This is a genomic window from Shigella sp. SIG3 (assembly GCF_053555855.1).
In genome coordinates this window covers 21,962-37,646 of the sequence record NZ_JBQZXE010000022.1, presented here as the reverse complement: position 1 = coordinate 37,646, position 15,685 = coordinate 21,962, and the positions used below count along the sequence as shown (strand labels likewise).

At 50.4% G+C, this 15,685-nt stretch carries 17 protein-coding genes; 7 read left to right on the top strand and 10 right to left on the bottom strand.

Annotation, left to right across the window (positions count from 1 at the left end; all coding sequences use genetic code 11):
* Nucleotides 1–1,367: anaerobic C4-dicarboxylate transporter DcuC (gene dcuC / locus ACUU1I_RS06830; RefSeq protein WP_449144820.1), on the top strand; the 1,367-nt coding region annotated here is incomplete at its 5' end.
* Nucleotides 1,368–1,409: 42 nt separating this feature from the next.
* Here the strand turns inward: dcuC and sspB are convergent.
* From sspB to zapE, 5 genes are all read right to left on the bottom strand, one after another.
* Nucleotides 1,410–1,907: a ClpXP protease specificity-enhancing factor gene (gene sspB / locus ACUU1I_RS06825; protein WP_000366129.1), complete on the bottom strand. Its 498-nt coding sequence runs from the start codon at nt 1,905–1,907 to the stop codon at nt 1,410–1,412.
* 5 nt (nt 1,908–1,912) lie between these two features.
* The gene (sspA, locus tag ACUU1I_RS06820) at nt 1,913–2,551 is read right to left on the bottom strand and encodes a stringent starvation protein SspA (RefSeq protein ID WP_000257288.1); all 639 of its coding nucleotides are present in this window, start codon (nt 2,549–2,551) and stop codon (nt 1,913–1,915) included.
* 394 nt (nt 2,552–2,945) lie between these two features.
* Nucleotides 2,946–3,338, bottom strand: a complete 393-nt coding sequence (gene rpsI / locus ACUU1I_RS06815) for a 30S ribosomal protein S9 (protein WP_000829818.1) — start codon at nt 3,336–3,338, stop codon at nt 2,946–2,948.
* A 15-nt stretch (nt 3,339–3,353) separates the two neighbouring features.
* On the bottom strand, nt 3,354–3,782 hold the full coding sequence (gene rplM / locus ACUU1I_RS06810; RefSeq protein ID WP_000847559.1) for a 50S ribosomal protein L13: 429 nt from the start codon (nt 3,780–3,782) through the stop codon (nt 3,354–3,356).
* Nucleotides 3,783–4,000: 218 nt separating this feature from the next.
* Nucleotides 4,001–5,128, bottom strand: a complete 1,128-nt coding sequence (gene zapE / locus ACUU1I_RS06805) for a cell division protein ZapE (RefSeq protein WP_001192314.1) — start codon at nt 5,126–5,128, stop codon at nt 4,001–4,003.
* A 193-nt stretch (nt 5,129–5,321) separates the two neighbouring features.
* On the opposite strand from zapE, the gene zapG reads away from it, so the two are divergent.
* From zapG to degS, 3 genes are all read left to right on the top strand, one after another.
* The gene (gene zapG / locus ACUU1I_RS06800; protein ID WP_001295270.1) at nt 5,322–5,720 is read left to right on the top strand and encodes a Z-ring associated protein ZapG; all 399 of its coding nucleotides are present in this window, start codon (nt 5,322–5,324) and stop codon (nt 5,718–5,720) included.
* A gap of 153 nt (nt 5,721–5,873) precedes the next feature.
* A complete protein-coding gene (gene degQ / locus ACUU1I_RS06795) occupies nt 5,874–7,241 on the top strand; it encodes a serine endoprotease DegQ (protein ID WP_005071293.1) in 1,368 nt (455 codons plus the stop codon).
* Nucleotides 7,242–7,330: 89 nt separating this feature from the next.
* The gene (gene degS / locus ACUU1I_RS06790) at nt 7,331–8,398 is read left to right on the top strand and encodes an outer membrane-stress sensor serine endopeptidase DegS (protein WP_000497724.1); all 1,068 of its coding nucleotides are present in this window, start codon (nt 7,331–7,333) and stop codon (nt 8,396–8,398) included.
* Between the two features lie 61 nt (nt 8,399–8,459).
* On the opposite strand, the gene mdh is transcribed toward degS, so the two are convergent.
* On the bottom strand, nt 8,460–9,398 hold the full coding sequence (gene mdh / locus ACUU1I_RS06785; protein ID WP_005071296.1) for a malate dehydrogenase: 939 nt from the start codon (nt 9,396–9,398) through the stop codon (nt 8,460–8,462).
* A 434-nt stretch (nt 9,399–9,832) separates the two neighbouring features.
* Here mdh and argR point away from each other — a divergent pair, with 434 nt between their 5' ends.
* Nucleotides 9,833–10,303: a transcriptional regulator ArgR gene (gene argR / locus ACUU1I_RS06780; protein WP_001257846.1), complete on the top strand. Its 471-nt coding sequence runs from the start codon at nt 9,833–9,835 to the stop codon at nt 10,301–10,303.
* 364 nt (nt 10,304–10,667) lie between these two features.
* Nucleotides 10,668–10,931 (top strand): peroxide/acid stress response protein YhcN, encoded by a 264-nt coding sequence (gene yhcN, locus ACUU1I_RS06775; RefSeq protein WP_000695688.1) that lies wholly within the window; start codon nt 10,668–10,670, stop codon nt 10,929–10,931.
* A gap of 55 nt (nt 10,932–10,986) precedes the next feature.
* On the opposite strand, the gene ACUU1I_RS06770 is transcribed toward yhcN, so the two are convergent.
* The 4 genes from ACUU1I_RS06770 to aaeX all read right to left on the bottom strand — a co-directional run bounded on the left by ACUU1I_RS06770 (nt 10,987) and on the right by aaeX (nt 14,467).
* Nucleotides 10,987–11,259, bottom strand: a complete 273-nt coding sequence (locus ACUU1I_RS06770; protein WP_001028770.1) for a barstar family protein — start codon at nt 11,257–11,259, stop codon at nt 10,987–10,989.
* 91 nt (nt 11,260–11,350) lie between these two features.
* Nucleotides 11,351–13,318 (bottom strand): p-hydroxybenzoic acid efflux pump subunit AaeB, encoded by a 1,968-nt coding sequence (gene aaeB / locus ACUU1I_RS06765; RefSeq protein ID WP_000510962.1) that lies wholly within the window; start codon nt 13,316–13,318, stop codon nt 11,351–11,353.
* Nucleotides 13,319–13,323: 5 nt separating this feature from the next.
* Nucleotides 13,324–14,256 carry a p-hydroxybenzoic acid efflux pump subunit AaeA gene (aaeA, locus tag ACUU1I_RS06760; RefSeq protein WP_000854021.1) on the bottom strand — a complete coding sequence of 311 codons (933 nt, stop codon included), beginning with the start codon at nt 14,254–14,256 and terminating at the stop codon, nt 13,324–13,326.
* Nucleotides 14,257–14,263: 7 nt separating this feature from the next.
* Nucleotides 14,264–14,467: a p-hydroxybenzoic acid efflux pump operon protein AaeX gene (aaeX, locus tag ACUU1I_RS06755; protein WP_000051841.1), complete on the bottom strand. Its 204-nt coding sequence runs from the start codon at nt 14,465–14,467 to the stop codon at nt 14,264–14,266.
* 182 nt (nt 14,468–14,649) lie between these two features.
* On the opposite strand from aaeX, the gene aaeR reads away from it, so the two are divergent.
* On the top strand, nt 14,650–15,579 hold the full coding sequence (gene aaeR / locus ACUU1I_RS06750) for an HTH-type transcriptional activator AaeR (RefSeq protein WP_000440309.1): 930 nt from the start codon (nt 14,650–14,652) through the stop codon (nt 15,577–15,579).
* The last annotated feature ends 106 nt before the right edge of the window (nt 15,580–15,685 follow it).

Sequence of the window (15,685 nt, the reverse complement as noted above, 5' to 3'; positions counted from 1 at the left end):
TGTTCGGCATAATTATATCTGTCATCGTATTAATTACGATGGGCTATTTGATCCTGAAAAACTACAAACCTCAGGTGGTGCTGGCTGCCGCAGGTGTCTTCCTGATGATGTGCGGAGTCTGGTTAGGGTTCGGTGGTGTACTCGATCCCGCCAAAAGCAGCGGCTACTTGATCGTCGACATTTATAATGAAATCCTGCGCATGCTGTCCAACCGCATTGCCGGATTGGGGCTGTCGATTATGGCGGTGGGCGGTTATGCCCGCTACATGGAGCGCATAGGAGCCAGTCGCGCGATGGTGAGCTTGCTAAGCCGCCCGTTAAAACTCATTCGCTCGCCGTATATTATTCTGTCGGCAACTTACGTCATCGGCCAAATCATGGCGCAGTTTATTACCAGCGCCTCCGGTCTGGGTATGTTGCTGATGGTCACCTTATTTCCGACGCTGGTGAGTCTGGGAGTAAGTCGCCTCTCTGCGGTGGCGGTTATCGCAACCACGATGTCCATTGAGTGGGGGATTCTGGAAACGAACTCCATTTTTGCAGCCCAGGTCGCGGGAATGAAAATTGCCACATACTTCTTCCACTACCAGCTTCCGGTCGCCTCTTGCGTCATTATCTCGGTGGCGATCTCCCACTTTTTCGTGCAACGCGCTTTTGACAAAAAAGATAAAAATATCAATCACGAACAGGCAGAGCAAAAAACTCTCGATAATGTCCCGCCGCTCTATTACGCCATTTTACCTGTGATGCCGTTAATCCTGATGCTCGGCTCGCTGTTCCTCGCCCACGTCGGGCTGATGAAGTCAGAACTGCATCTGGTGGTGGTGATGTTACTAAGTTTGACGGTGACGATGTTTGTTGAGTTCTTCCGCAAGCATAACTTGCGCGAAACAATGGACGATGTGCAGGCGTTTTTTGACGGCATGGGTACGCAGTTTGTCAACGTGGTAACGCTGGTGGTCGCGGGTGAAATATTTGCGAAAGGCTTAACGACGATTGGCACTGTTGATGCGGTTATCAGGGGTGCGGAGCATTCTGGTCTGGGCGGTATTGGCGTGATGATTATTATGGCGCTAGTCATTGCCATTTGTGCCATTGTGATGGGCTCTGGCAATGCGCCGTTTATGTCATTTGCCAGTCTTATTCCGAATATCGCAGCCGGACTACATGTACCAGCGGTTGTAATGATTATGCCGATGCATTTTGCCACGACGCTAGCGCGCGCGGTTTCGCCGATTACTGCGGTGGTGGTCGTTACGTCAGGAATTGCAGGCGTTTCGCCTTTTGCGGTGGTGAAGCGGACAGCGATCCCCATGGCAGTCGGTTTCGTGGTGAATATGATTGCCACAATCACGCTATTTTATTAAGTCATTAAAAAGACAAAACAGGCCGCCTGGGCCTGTTTTGTATTACTTCACAACGCGTAATGCCGGTCGACCACCGCGTGGTGGCTGCGGAGGTTCATCGTCAGGATGAGTGTCATCATCGTGATCTGGCTTGTCGCCATCAATAACCGACATAACGGTTTCGTTGTCTGCCGATGCCTCTTCATCATTCATGATGCTGGTATCTTCATCGTAGGCAGCTTCAGGCTCAAACATCGTGCCTGCGCCATTTTCACGGGCGTAGATAGCCAGCACGGCAGCCAGCGGCACAGAAACCTGACGCGGAATGCCACCAAAGCGCGCGTTAAAGCGCACCTCATCATTCGCCAGTTCCAGATTGCCGACAGCACGCGGCGCAATGTTGAGTACGATTTGCCCGTCACGCGCATATTCCATAGGAACCTGCACGCCAGGGAGCGTCACATCCACCACCAAGTGCGGCGTGAGCTGGTTATCCAGCAACCACTCATAGAATGCACGCAGCAGATAGGGACGACGTGGTGTTAGCTGTGACAAATCCATACAGATTAACTCCGGCCCAGACGCATTTCACGTTCTGCTTCAGTTAAAGAAGCAAGGAAAGAGTCACGCTCAAAGACGCGGGTCATATAGCCTTTCAGCTCTTTCGCACCCGGGCCGCTGAACTCGATGCCCAGTTGCGGCAGACGCCACAGCAGCGGAGCAAGGTAGCAATCGACCAGGCTGAACTCATCGCTCAGGAAGTACGGCTTCTGACCGAAGACCGGCGCAATCGCCAGCAGTTCTTCGCGCAGTTGCTTACGTGCGGCATCTGCTTCAGAAGCTGAACCGTTGATGATAGTGTTTATCAGCGTGTACCAGTCTTTTTCGATGCGATGCATGTACAGACGGCTTTCACCGCGAGCTACCGGGTAAACAGGCATCAGTGGCGGATGCGGGAAACGCTCATCCAGATATTCCATAATGATGCGAGATTCCCACAGGGTCAGCTCACGATCCACCAGGGTCGGAACGCTCTGATTCGGGTTAAGGTCAATCAGATCCTGAGGCGGATTGTCCTTTTCCACGTGTTCGATCTCGAAACTTACACCTTTCTCAGCCAGCACAATGCGGACCTGATGGCTATAGATGTCAGTAGGACCGGAAAACAGCGTCATTACCGAACGTTTGTTGGCAGCGACAGCCATGAAAACCTCCAGGTATAGTCAGAATTTTTACTGCTACCAGCCACCAGGTGGCCAGTCAGAAGTTGTGTTACCCAATAAGGAACGACTCTCTTTGTTCGAAAATCAAACAAAAAATGAGCAATACCCGACATTTGGGCAGAAAATTGGATGATAGTTTACCAGATTTTGCGACCTTTGTGGTGAGTGGATGCCGGAAATGGGGAAAAAGAGATGCGCTTTAGTCTGAAATAGTTGACTTAGACCCTTATTGGCGATGTGGTTTTTGTTTTACCTGTCTTTCAGACGGCAGCAAAAAGCAACTTCCCATTTTTTACGCTGATTCAGAATTTAGCCATAAAAAAACCCGCCGAAGCGGGTTTTTTCGCAAATTGTTTTCTGCCGGAGCAGAAGCCAATTAACGTTTGGAGAACTGCGGACGACGACGTGCTTTACGCAGACCGACTTTCTTACGTTCAACCTGACGAGCGTCACGAGTAACGAAGCCAGCTTTACGCAGTTCAGAACGCAGGGACTCGTCGTATTCCATCAGAGCGCGGGTGATACCGTGACGGATCGCACCAGCCTGACCAGAGATACCACCACCTTTAACGGTGATGTACAGGTCCAGTTTCTCAACCATGTCGACCAGTTCCAGCGGCTGACGAACTACCATGCGGGCAGTTTCACGACCGAAGTACTGTTCCAGAGAACGTTGGTTGATTACGATTTTACCGTTGCCCGGTTTGATGAAAACGCGAGCTGCGGAACTTTTGCGGCGACCAGTGCCGTAGTATTGATTTTCAGCCATTGCCTATAATCCCGATTAGATGTCAAGAACTTGCGGTTGCTGTGCCGCGTGGTTGTGCTCGTTACCCGCGTAAACTTTCAGTTTACGGAACATAGCACGACCCAGCGGGCCTTTTGGCAACATGCCTTTAACCGCGATTTCAATCACACGCTCAGGACGGCGAGCAATCATCTCTTCAAAGGTCGCTTGTTTGATACCACCGATGTGGCCGGTGTGGTGATAGTACACTTTGTCAGTACGCTTGTTGCCGGTTACAGCAACTTTGTCAGCGTTCAGAACGATGATGTAATCACCGGTATCTACGTGCGGAGTATATTCCGCTTTGTGCTTACCACGCAGGCGACGAGCCAGTTCAGTAGCCAGACGGCCCAGAGTTTTACCGGTCGCGTCAACAACATACCAGTCGCGTTTTACGGTTTCTGGTTTAGCTGTAAAAGTTTTCATTAAAAGCTTACCCAATAAATAGTTACACGTTGGTGAACACCCAAACGTCTTCAATTGTTGAGGTTCACACGACAAAGTCCGGCAAACCTACCCCTTCGAATAGCCTATGCCAGCACACAAAAAGTTTTGGGAAAAAAACTTTCTTGTAACGTGGGGTCGCAGGATTATAGAGAAGTCGGGGTCAAAGATCGACCCCTTTTTGTGATTTGTGGCAGGTTTTAACCCGCCAAATGCTCGCGCTTCAGATACTCTTCGCTTTGCATCTCTTGCAGACGTGACAGGCAACGCTGGAACTCAAACTTCAGCCGCTCACCCTGATAAATTTCATACAGCGGCACTTCTGCACTCACCACTAATTTGACATGGCGCTCGTAAAACTCATCCACCAGCGCAATAAAGCGCCGCGCTTCGCTCTCCATCAACCGCGTCATGACTGGCACATCAAACAACATTACTGTGTGAAACAGGCGTGAGAGCGCAATATAGTCATGCTGACTGCGGGCGTCGACGCACAGCGTAGTAAAAGAAACCGCCAGCGTCTGGTTCTCGACGCCCATTGTCGCCAATGGCCGATGGTTGATTTCTAACGTCGGTGAATTTTCTCGTTTCACCCCCGCCAGCGCCAACCATAGTTTATCCATCTGCGCCCGGGTTTCATCGTTGAGTGGCGAAAGCCACAGATGCGCCTGAGTGAGTGTACGCAGTCGATAATCAACACCAGCGTCCACGTTCATTACATCACAATGCTGTTTAATGGCATCGATTGCAGGCAGAAAACGCGCACGTTGCAGGCCATTTCGATAAAGTTCGTCCGGCGGAATATTTGACGTCGCTACCAGGGTAATACCGCGGGTGAACAGGGCTTTCATCAGACCGCCAAGTAGCATGGCGTCGGTAATATCAGAAACAAAAAATTCGTCAAAACAGAGCACGTCAGTTTCGGCTTTAAAGCGATCGGCAATAATTTCCAGCGGATCGGTCTGCCCCTGTAAGGCAGTTAGCTCTTCGTGCACCCGCAGCATAAAACGGTGAAAGTGCAGGCGCTGTTTCCGCTCTCCCGGCAGGCTTTGATAGAAAAGGTCCATCAGCCAGGTTTTCCCGCGTCCTACACCGCCCCACATATATAAGCCACGCACTGGCGTATGCTTTGTGTCTTCGCGTTTACCCCACAGCTTACCGACCCGCGCCATTAGCCCACTCGTCCTGGGGGCTGGTGGCCTGCTATTGATGAGTTCTTGATAAATAATTTCCAGGCGGCTGACGGCCTCTTTTTGAACGTCGTCGGGTTGATGGCTGCCTTCATTGAGCGCCTTCAGGTATTGCGATGTTGGGGTAACGCTTTGCATGATCTTATTGTTATTCCTTGAATAATCGGTGCGCCGTTGTTCACGGTTGACGAAAAAAAGGCCGTTCTACACTACGCGATATGCAGTCGGGATTCCACTTCTGTGGAATTAACGGTTATAGTGGCATAATCAGCCGCAGGCATGGAGCCTGAAGCCAACACCCTACGGAAACAAAAGACAACGGGAGATGTTCATGACCTGGGAATATGCGCTAATTGGGTTAGTCGTCGGCATCATTATTGGTGCTGTGGCCATGCGTTTTGGTAATCGTAAACTACGCCAGCAACAGGCGTTGCAGTACGAACTGGAAAAGAATAAAGCTGAACTGGACGAGTATCGCGAAGAGCTGGTTAGCCACTTTGCCCGCAGCGCGGAATTACTGGATACCATGGCGCACGACTATCGCCAGCTGTATCAGCACATGGCAAAAAGCTCCAGCAGCCTGCTGCCGGAACTGTCTGCTGAAGCAAACCCGTTCCGTAATCGTCTGGCAGAGTCTGAAGCCAGCAACGATCAGGCACCGGTGCAGATGCCTCGCGACTATTCTGAAGGCGCATCCGGCCTGCTGCGTACTGGCGCGAAGCGCGACTAATTTATTTTTCGGGCGCAGCCATTGCGCCCTCCTCTTCTCTCCCTCCACGACTATCATTTAATCTGGTGTCTCATTGTTAGCCGTCTGAAAATTCAATAACATCAAACTGTTTTGAATCTCTTTTCTTATCATTCAGGTACGAGAGCAGGAATAATGAAAAAACAAACCCAGCTGTTGAGTGCATTAGCGTTAAGTGCCGGGTTAACTCTCTCGGCGTCATTTCAGGCCGTCGCGTCGATTCCAGGCCAGGTTGCCGATCAGGCCCCTCTCCCCAGTCTGGCTCCAATGCTGGAAAAAGTGCTTCCGGCAGTGGTGAGCGTACGGGTGGAAGGAACGGCCAGTCAGGGACAGAAAATCCCGGAAGAATTCAAAAAGTTTTTTGGTGATGATTTACCGGATCAACCTGCACAACCCTTCGAAGGTTTAGGTTCCGGTGTCATCATCAACGCCAGTAAAGGCTATGTGCTGACCAACAACCATGTGATTAATCAGGCACAGAAAATCAGTATTCAGCTCAATGATGGGCGCGAGTTTGATGAAAAACTGATTGGTAGCGATGACCAGAGCGATATCGCCCTGTTACAAATTCAAAACCCGAGCAAATTAACGCAAATCGCTATTGCCGACTCCGATAAATTGCGCGTCGGTGATTTTGCCGTAGCGGTCGGTAACCCATTTGGCCTTGGGCAAACCGCCACCTCTGGCATTGTTTCCGCATTAGGCCGCAGCGGGTTGAATCTTGAAGGTCTGGAAAACTTTATCCAGACAGATGCTTCCATTAACCGCGGTAACTCCGGCGGTGCACTATTAAACCTTAACGGTGAGTTAATTGGCATCAACACTGCAATCCTTGCGCCTGGCGGCGGGAGCGTCGGGATTGGATTTGCCATCCCCAGTAATATGGCGCGAACACTGGCGCAGCAGCTTATCGACTTTGGTGAAATCAAACGCGGTTTGTTAGGCATCAAAGGCACCGAGATGAGTGCCGATATCGCCAAAGCCTTCAACCTTGACGTGCAGCGTGGCGCGTTTGTCAGCGAAGTGTTGCCAAGTTCTGGCTCAGCGAAAGCGGGCGTCAAAGCGGGCGATATTATTACCAGCCTCAACGGCAAACCGCTGAATAGCTTTGCTGAGTTGCGCTCTCGTATCGCGACTACAGAGCCGGGCACGAAAGTGAAGCTTGGCCTGCTGCGTAACGGCAAACCACTGGAAGTAGAAGTGACGCTTGATACCAACACCTCTTCGTCGGCCAGCGCTGAAATGATCACGCCAGCGCTGGAAGGTGCAACGTTGAGCGATGGTCAGCTAAAAGATGGCGGCAAAGGTATTAAGATAGATGAAGTTGTCAAAGGAAGCCCAGCTGCTCAGGCTGGCTTGCAAAAAGACGATGTGATCATTGGCGTCAACCGCGATCGGGTGAACTCGATTGCTGAAATGCGTAAAGTGCTGGCGGCAAAACCGGCCATCATCGCCCTGCAAATTGTACGCGGCAATGAAAGCATCTATCTGCTGATGCGTTAATGTCGTAAACCGGGCATCAGGCTGACGTGTGATGTCCGGTTAACTCGTGGTATGCTGCTGCCGTTCCCTTTTTTAATGACGCCTCCATCATGTTTGTGAAGCTCTTACGTTCCGTTGCGATTGGATTAATTGTCGGCGCTATTCTGCTGGTTGCCATGCCTTCGCTGCGCAGCCTTAACCCGCTTTCCACTCCGCAATTTGACAGTACCGATGAGACGCCTGCCAGCTATAATCTGGCGGTTCGCCGCGCCGCGCCAGCGGTGGTTAACGTTTACAACCGTGGTTTGAACACCAACTCTCACAACCAGCTTGAGATCCGCACCCTGGGATCCGGTGTAATCATGGATCAACGCGGTTATATCATCACCAATAAACACGTCATCAACGACGCCGATCAGATCATCGTCGCCTTACAGGATGGACGTGTATTTGAAGCATTGCTGGTGGGATCTGACTCTCTAACCGATCTGGCGGTACTTAAAATTAATGCCACTGGCGGTTTACCTACCATTCCAATTAATGCACGTCGCGTACCGCACATTGGCGACGTAGTACTGGCGATCGGTAACCCGTACAACCTCGGGCAGACCATTACCCAAGGGATTATTAGTGCCACGGGTCGAATCGGTCTGAACCCGACCGGGCGGCAAAACTTCCTACAAACCGATGCTTCCATTAACCACGGTAACTCTGGCGGCGCGCTGGTGAACTCGCTGGGAGAACTGATGGGCATTAACACGCTGTCGTTTGATAAGAGTAACGATGGCGAAACGCCGGAAGGTATCGGCTTTGCGATTCCTTTCCAGTTAGCAACCAAAATTATGGATAAGCTGATCCGCGATGGTCGCGTGATCCGCGGCTACATTGGTATCGGCGGACGCGAGATCGCACCACTGCACGCGCAGAGCGGTGGTATAGATCAACTGCAAGGGATCGTGGTTAATGAAGTGTCACCTGACGGCCCAGCGGCGAATGCGGGTATTCAGGTCAACGATCTGATTATTTCGGTGGATAACAAACCGGCCATCTCTGCTCTGGAGACGATGGATCAGGTGGCGGAAATTCGCCCTGGTTCGGTGATCCCGGTTGTAGTGATGCGTGATGATAAGCAGTTAACGCTGCAGGTCACCATTCAGGAATATCCGGCAACCAATTAAGTCGAGTGCTCAAAACAAAAACCGGAGTCTGTGCTCCGGTTTTTTATTATTCGCTAATCAATTACTTATTAACGAACTCTTCGCCCAGGGCGATATCTTTCTTGAGCGTATCCAGCATACCTTCCAGCGCGTTCTGTTCAAATGCGCTCAGGGTACCGATAGATTTACGCTCTTCCACGCCGTTTTTACCCAGCAGCAGCGGTTGAGAGAAGAAACGGGCGTACTGACCGTCGCCTTCAACGTAGGCACATTCGACAACGCCTTGTTCGCCCTGCAGTGCACGAACCAGAGACAGACCAAAACGTGCAGCTGCCTGGCCCATAGACAGGGTTGCAGACCCGCCACCGGCTTTCGCTTCAACCACCTCAGTACCCGCGTTCTGGATACGTTTGGTCAGATCAGCCACTTCCTGCTCGGTAAAACTAACGCCAGGAACCTGTGACAGCAGCGGCAGAATGGTAACACCAGAGTGACCGCCAATAACCGGCACTTCAACTTCGCCTGGCTGTTTGCCTTTCAGTTCCGCAACAAAGGTGTTGGAACGAATGATATCCAGCGTGGTAACGCCGAACAGTTTGTTTTTGTCATAAACACCGGCTTTTTTCAGCACTTCAGCAGCAATTGCAACTGTGGTGTTAACCGGGTTAGTGATAATACCAATGCACGCTTTCGGGCAGTTTTTCGCAACTTGCTGTACCAGGTTTTTCACGATGCCGGCGTTAACGTTAAACAGGTCGGAACGATCCATACCCGGTTTACGCGCTACGCCTGCAGAGATAAGAACGACATCTGCGCCTTCCAGCGCCGGAGTCGCATCTTCACCAGAAAAACCTTTGATTTTCACAGCAGTAGGGATATGGCTCAGATCGACGGCCACACCGGGAGTCACTGGAGCGATATCATACAGAGAGAGTTCTGAACCTGAAGGCAGTTGGGTTTTTAACAGTAGTGCAAGCGCCTGGCCAATACCGCCAGCAGCGCCGAGGACTGCGACTTTCATCCTAAACTCCTTATTATATTGATAAACTAAGATATGTTGCTCCGCTGCCGCGACCTTAATCCACAAAATTGCCGTTTACAATGACCACATCTCAAGAATGTGTAGTCACGCAAGTTTAGCGTTTATGCATTTAATTGCCGTAATCAGGAACCTAACTTACGTAATTAACAGTCGCTTATGCATTAGCGCAACATTCCAACAGGTGGTGACAATATACCCTACCGTTCAGCCAAAACAACATCAATTTGATAACAATTAATTTACTTTTAAACAGAATTTGCATGCCGTGACGCAGGCATGTTTCTCAATAACGAAATTTGATAAAATCCCGCTCTTTCATAACATTATTTCAGCCTTCTTCAGGGCTGACTGTTTGCATAAAAATTCATCTGTATGCACAATAATGTTGTATCAACCACCATATCGGGTGACTTATGCGAAGCTCGGCTAAGCAAGAAGAACTAGTTAAAGCATTTAAAGCATTACTTAAAGAAGAGAAATTTAGCTCCCAGGGCGAAATCGTCGCCGCGTTGCAGGAGCAAGGCTTTGACAATATTAATCAGTCTAAAGTCTCGCGGATGTTGACCAAGTTTGGTGCTGTACGTACACGCAATGCCAAAATGGAAATGGTTTACTGCCTGCCAGCTGAACTGGGTGTACCAACCACCTCCAGTCCATTGAAGAATCTGGTGCTGGATATCGACTACAACGATGCAGTTGTCGTGATTCATACCAGCCCTGGCGCGGCGCAGTTAATTGCTCGCCTGCTGGACTCACTGGGCAAAGCAGAAGGTATTCTGGGCACCATCGCTGGCGATGACACCATCTTTACCACCCCTGCTAACGGTTTCACCGTCAAAGACCTGTACGAAGCGATTTTAGAGCTGTTCGACCAGGAGCTTTAATCTCTGCCCCGTCGCTTCTGGCGGCGGGGAAAATGTTGCTTATCCCTCTCATTCCCCTTCTTTCTCCTGCGATACATTTAACGAATAGTGCGTTTTACCGCGACACATCATTCACAAAATGAATACATACGGTAAAAAAAGCACATTATGCAAAATTCATTATCTAATTGAAAATACTATAATTAATAATAAATAACCGTGTTTTTTATACTTTTTTGTTATTAAAATTCACATTTTTAACACTTAGTATCAACTGAAACAGTTAGCGTGGTATTAATTAGTTCAATAATTAGTGTATGCTTGATTTTGTGATATGGGTCACGAAACAAAGGCCCAGCTAAAAGATTATGTCGAGGTAAAAATCATGAAAATCAAAACCACTGTAGCTGCATTAAGCGTACTTTCTGTTCTCTCTTTCGGTGCATTCGCTGCCGACTCCATTGATGCTGCACAAGCACAAAATCGTGAAGCAATCGGGACCGTATCCGTAAGTGGTGTGGCGTCTTCGCCAATGGATATACGTGAAATGCTGAACAAAAAAGCGGAAGAGAAAGGCGCAACGGCCTACCAGATTACTGAAGCTCGTAGCGGTGACACCTGGCACGCTACGGCTGAACTGTACAAATAAACCCTCATCGTTTTGTCCGACGATATTGCCCCCGGTTCGGGGGCTTTTTTTTGCGCTAATGACGAACATTAAAACGCAAATGCCCTTCCAGCTCTTCCTCTGCCTCATCAAACAGCAATATTAACGCGCCAAAACGGCGACGCGTTTTCTCTCCCAGATGAACAAATTCAATCTCAAGTGGTAGCGGCAGGACATCGTTCATTAACACATCCCATAGTGAGTCAAGATCGCGTACCTTATCTTTAGCCAGACCAAGGGTTTGGCTAAAGTCACGATAAAAATCCTCCTGACTCTCAATCTCATTAAAATCAAAGGCATAAATATTCATCTGTTGCCACCGTCACGTTTCGCGGCGAGTTCTGCCGTGCATCGCTAAGTATAGCCATGAAAAAACCGACGCTTTTGGCGTCGGTTTTGACTTAACTATCGGTCAACGCATGTTGATACTTATGGAGCATCCCCGCCAGCCGATGAACCGGTTCCGTCACCTGCGGTGGCGCTTGCCAGATGCGTAGCTTTTCCTGGTAGATTTCCAGTTCTTCCAGCAACTGGCCAAAGTACCGACGACGTTTATCATCGCTACGGGCAGATATCACATGGTCTGCTGTGCGGCGCATTTGTCGGTGAAACGCCGATAAATCCTCGTTAACCGGGATCGGCGCATCACGCAGGCGCTGGTGCGCGATAATCATCGTCAGCGCCAGGCGAAATTTCGGCAAATCCCCTGGGAACTTATTCATCAGCAAAAACAGCTGCTGATAAAGTGCCGGGAGGTGGTTCTCTTTACGACGTGCCACATTGGTAGTCATCGCGGAAACAGCGGCAGAAACAAACTGATTAAGCAGTACACGTCCAGTCCTGTCGCGCGATTTATCCCGCACCAGCAAAATAACGGTGAACGCGAGCACACAGCCGACGATTTGCCCTAATGCGCTGTCGAGAAACTGACTGAAATGGAAAGTCATCGGGTTATCCAGCACGATAATATTTATGGTGCTGGCCAGTGCCCCCATCGAGCCCAGTCGCCGTTTCTGTACTTCTATACCGAGGAAGAATCCCAGCACTGCCAGGCTAATACACAGCAGCAACATGCTCTGTTGGGTATTAGGGATAATCACCAAAAAGTAGAGCAGCCCTAACGGCAGCGCGGCCAGCGTCCCATAGATAAAGTCGATCGCCACCATGCGTGGATTCGGCAAACGCATTGCCAGTGACGTCACGACCGCAATCATCACCATTGCACCACTGCCGGAAGTCCAGCCCGTCCACAGCCAGAAAAGCGTGCCCAGAATGCAGGAAAGTGTGGTTCGCCAGAAGTTAACCATTGCATGATGACGTTCGGCTGACTCTACTTTTACTTCCGGTTCGCCTTGCAGGATCTCTTCTTCGGTGGCGTTGATTTTTGTGTTACTGATAACGCCGCGCTTGAGAAGCTGATAACGCGTTGCCGCCGCGACCCAGCTATAAATGGTGACAGGCGTTTCCCGTTCCCCGGTCCAGGCGATAACTCTCCGCAGGCGTTTGAGCTGCTTGTGGACGTCCTGCGCGGTTTCTACCGGCGTGTCAAAAAATTCGCGGAAAGTATCAGTGATCAATTCCGGGCGCGTATTCTGAATAAGATAAGTTTCGCAGGATTGGGTAATCAGCGTCAGCGATAGCGTATTGATCGCTTTTAAACGTCGATTGGCCCGCGCCCAGCGGGAAGATTCCATATTCAGGTTGCTGCGCATGCCTTGTAGTGCCGTGGTGCGTCGCACCAGGTCGCCCCAGGCTTTATCGACAACTTCACCATCGCCATGCTTGATACAGAGTTGCATTAATTGATATTGCGCGACCAGCAAACTTTCCAGCTCTCGATCTACTTCTTGTTTGATCGATCGCGGAGAAAAGAGCAAATCCGCCATAATCGCACACACAATACCGATAACGATCTCGCTACAACGTTCGACGGCAAACTGCGGCGTAAGCAATGGTTCCGGCTGAATGGTGATCACAATGATCAGCGCGGTATAACCGGCCAGCCCCCACGCGTACGAGTTTTCTATTCGTACCAGCGAGGATATCCAGGTACAAAAACCGGCCCAGATACAGCACACCAGAATCATCAATAATGGTGCGCGGATCATCGCAATGATGATCACCAGTCCGGCAATACAGCCAATAAATGTGCCGATGATGCGCAAAAAGCCACGATAGCGAATAGCGCCAGAATACGGTTCACCTCCCGCAGCAAAGGCCGGACCGGCGGCAACAATCGCCGCTGTCAGTACCGCCCAGCGTGGCGTTTCCAGCTGGAAGTGAAAGCCAACAAACAGCGCCAGTACAATGGCGGTCGCCAGTTTTACCGCAAAGCGAATATGTTGGTTAGCAATGGAGAAAATACCCATCGTGATTAACCAAACTCACGCAGGCGATGGGCCATTTTACGGAAGAACGAATCCTGGCTTTCGTCGCGATCTTGTTTGCCAGTGACCACCACTGTAGCAGTGGTGCCCGCAGGCCAGATGTTCTCTTGCTGGTTGTCGAGACGAATACGAACCGGAACACGTTGCGCCAAACGCACCCATTCAAGGTTAGAGTCGATGGTCGCCATCCCTTTGTCGTCACGCGTGCTGCTGGCGTTGGTGACCCCAGCGGCAACACTATCAACAGTCCCTTTCAGCACTTTGTTACTGCCAAGCGGCGTGATCTCTGCACGATACCCCGGACGCACCCCTTCCAGCTTAGTTTCTTCCATATAGGCCAGTACATAGAAGGAGTTCTGTTTCACCAGCGCAACCGCCGTTGATCCTCGAGTAATAAACTCACCGGTATAGACGTTGAGGTTGGTCACCCAGCCATCTGCTGGCGCTCGGATCACCGTGCGTTCAAGATCCAGTTTTGCCAGATCGCGGGTCGCCTGCGCTTTCGCTAACTGATGCAGAACCGTTTGTAGTACGTTGTTAGCCTGGTCGATCTCTTCGCGAGACATCGCCTGCACACCGAGACGGTTACGACGTCCGGCCTCCTGGCGTTTCTCCTGTGCCAGTACCTGATAATAAGCAACATCGGCTTGCGCTTCCTCAAGCGCCTTTTGATAGCGCGGCTGGTCGATGGTGAACAGTATCTGTCCTTTTTTCACCAGCTGGTTATCATGAACATTCACCTGGGTAATGAGTCCAGAAACGTCCGGCGCGATCGCAACGACGTCAGCGCTAAAGCGCGCGTCACGCGTCCAGGGGGATTCGGTGTAATAGACCCAGGCATTAAAAATTGCGATGAAGGCCAGAATGACTAATACGACCGTGATGGCCGTACGGGAGAATTTTCTTATTAGTGTTTTCACTTCAACCTCAAACGAACAGTCGCGATATCAAATAAAACAAGCAGCAATAGAGCGCGGTGTTGAACAACGCCGGATGCCAGACAAAGTCGTAGATACCTGTTGGCACAAGTACCCGGCGCACCAGCCAGAAAATCGCCAGTGATAAAAGCAATTCAAAAAATATCGGTGGGAAGGACAGCCCAAACACCACGATAACGGGAAACAGACTCATGTTGACCTTGGTTGTATAGAGAGAGCAGGCGTTATTATTTTCAGCATCTGTCGCCGCAGAGAAGGGCATGGAAAGCCGGGCGAGAGCAACATTGCTGTAGATTGATATTTAATATATTAGCGTAACTGTTATGCTGTTATCTATATTATGTGATCTAAATCACTTTTAAGTCAGAGTGAATAATGGAACGACTAAAACGCATGTCGGTGTTTGCCAAAGTAGTTGAATTTGGCTCTTTTACCGCCGCCGCCAGACAGCTACAGATGAGCGTTTCGTCCATCAGTCAGACGGTGTCAAAACTGGAAGATGAGTTGCAGGTAAAGCTGTTAAACCGTAGCACACGCAGCATTGGCCTGACCGAAGCCGGTAGAATTTACTACCAGGGCTGCCGTCGTATGCTTCATGAAGTGCAGGATGTTCATGAGCAACTGTATGCCTTCAATAACACCCCCATCGGGACGCTACGCATTGGCTGTTCTTCAACTATGGCACAAAATGTTCTCGCCGGGCTGACAGCCAAAATGCTGAAAGAATACCCAGGTTTGAGCGCCAATCTGGTTACCGGAATTCCAGCCCCCGACCTGATTGCCGACGGTCTGGATGTGGTGATCCGCGTCGGCGCGTTGCAGGATTCCAGCCTGTTTTCCCGCCGTCTTGGCGCGATGCCAATGGTGGTGTGCGCCGCGAAAAGCTATCTCACACAATACGGCATACCGGAAAAACCCGCCGATTTAAGTAGCCATTCATGGCTTGAATACAGCGTGCGGCCCGACAATGAATTTGAACTGATTGCACCGGAAGGGATCTCGACTCGCCTGATCCCGCAAGGGAGATTTGTGACTAATGATCCGATGACGCTGGTGCGCTGGCTAACGGCGGGTGCCGGGATCGCCTACGTGCCGCTGATGTGGGTGATCAACGAGATCAATCGTGGGGAGCTGGAGATCCTGCTGCCGCGTTATCAGTCAGATCCACGCCCGGTTTATGCGTTATATACCGAAAAAGATAAGCTGCCGCTGAAGGTACAGGTCGTGATCAACTCGCTGACGGATTATTTTGTTGAGGTCGGTAAATTGTTTCAGGAGATGCACGGGCGCGGGAAAGAGAAGTAATTCATATTGTACTGTTACGTTCTACAAACCTGTGCCAACGGGTTCCCCTCACCCTAACCCCAGAGGAGCGAGGGGACCGTTCGTGCACGTAGAAAGATTAATTATC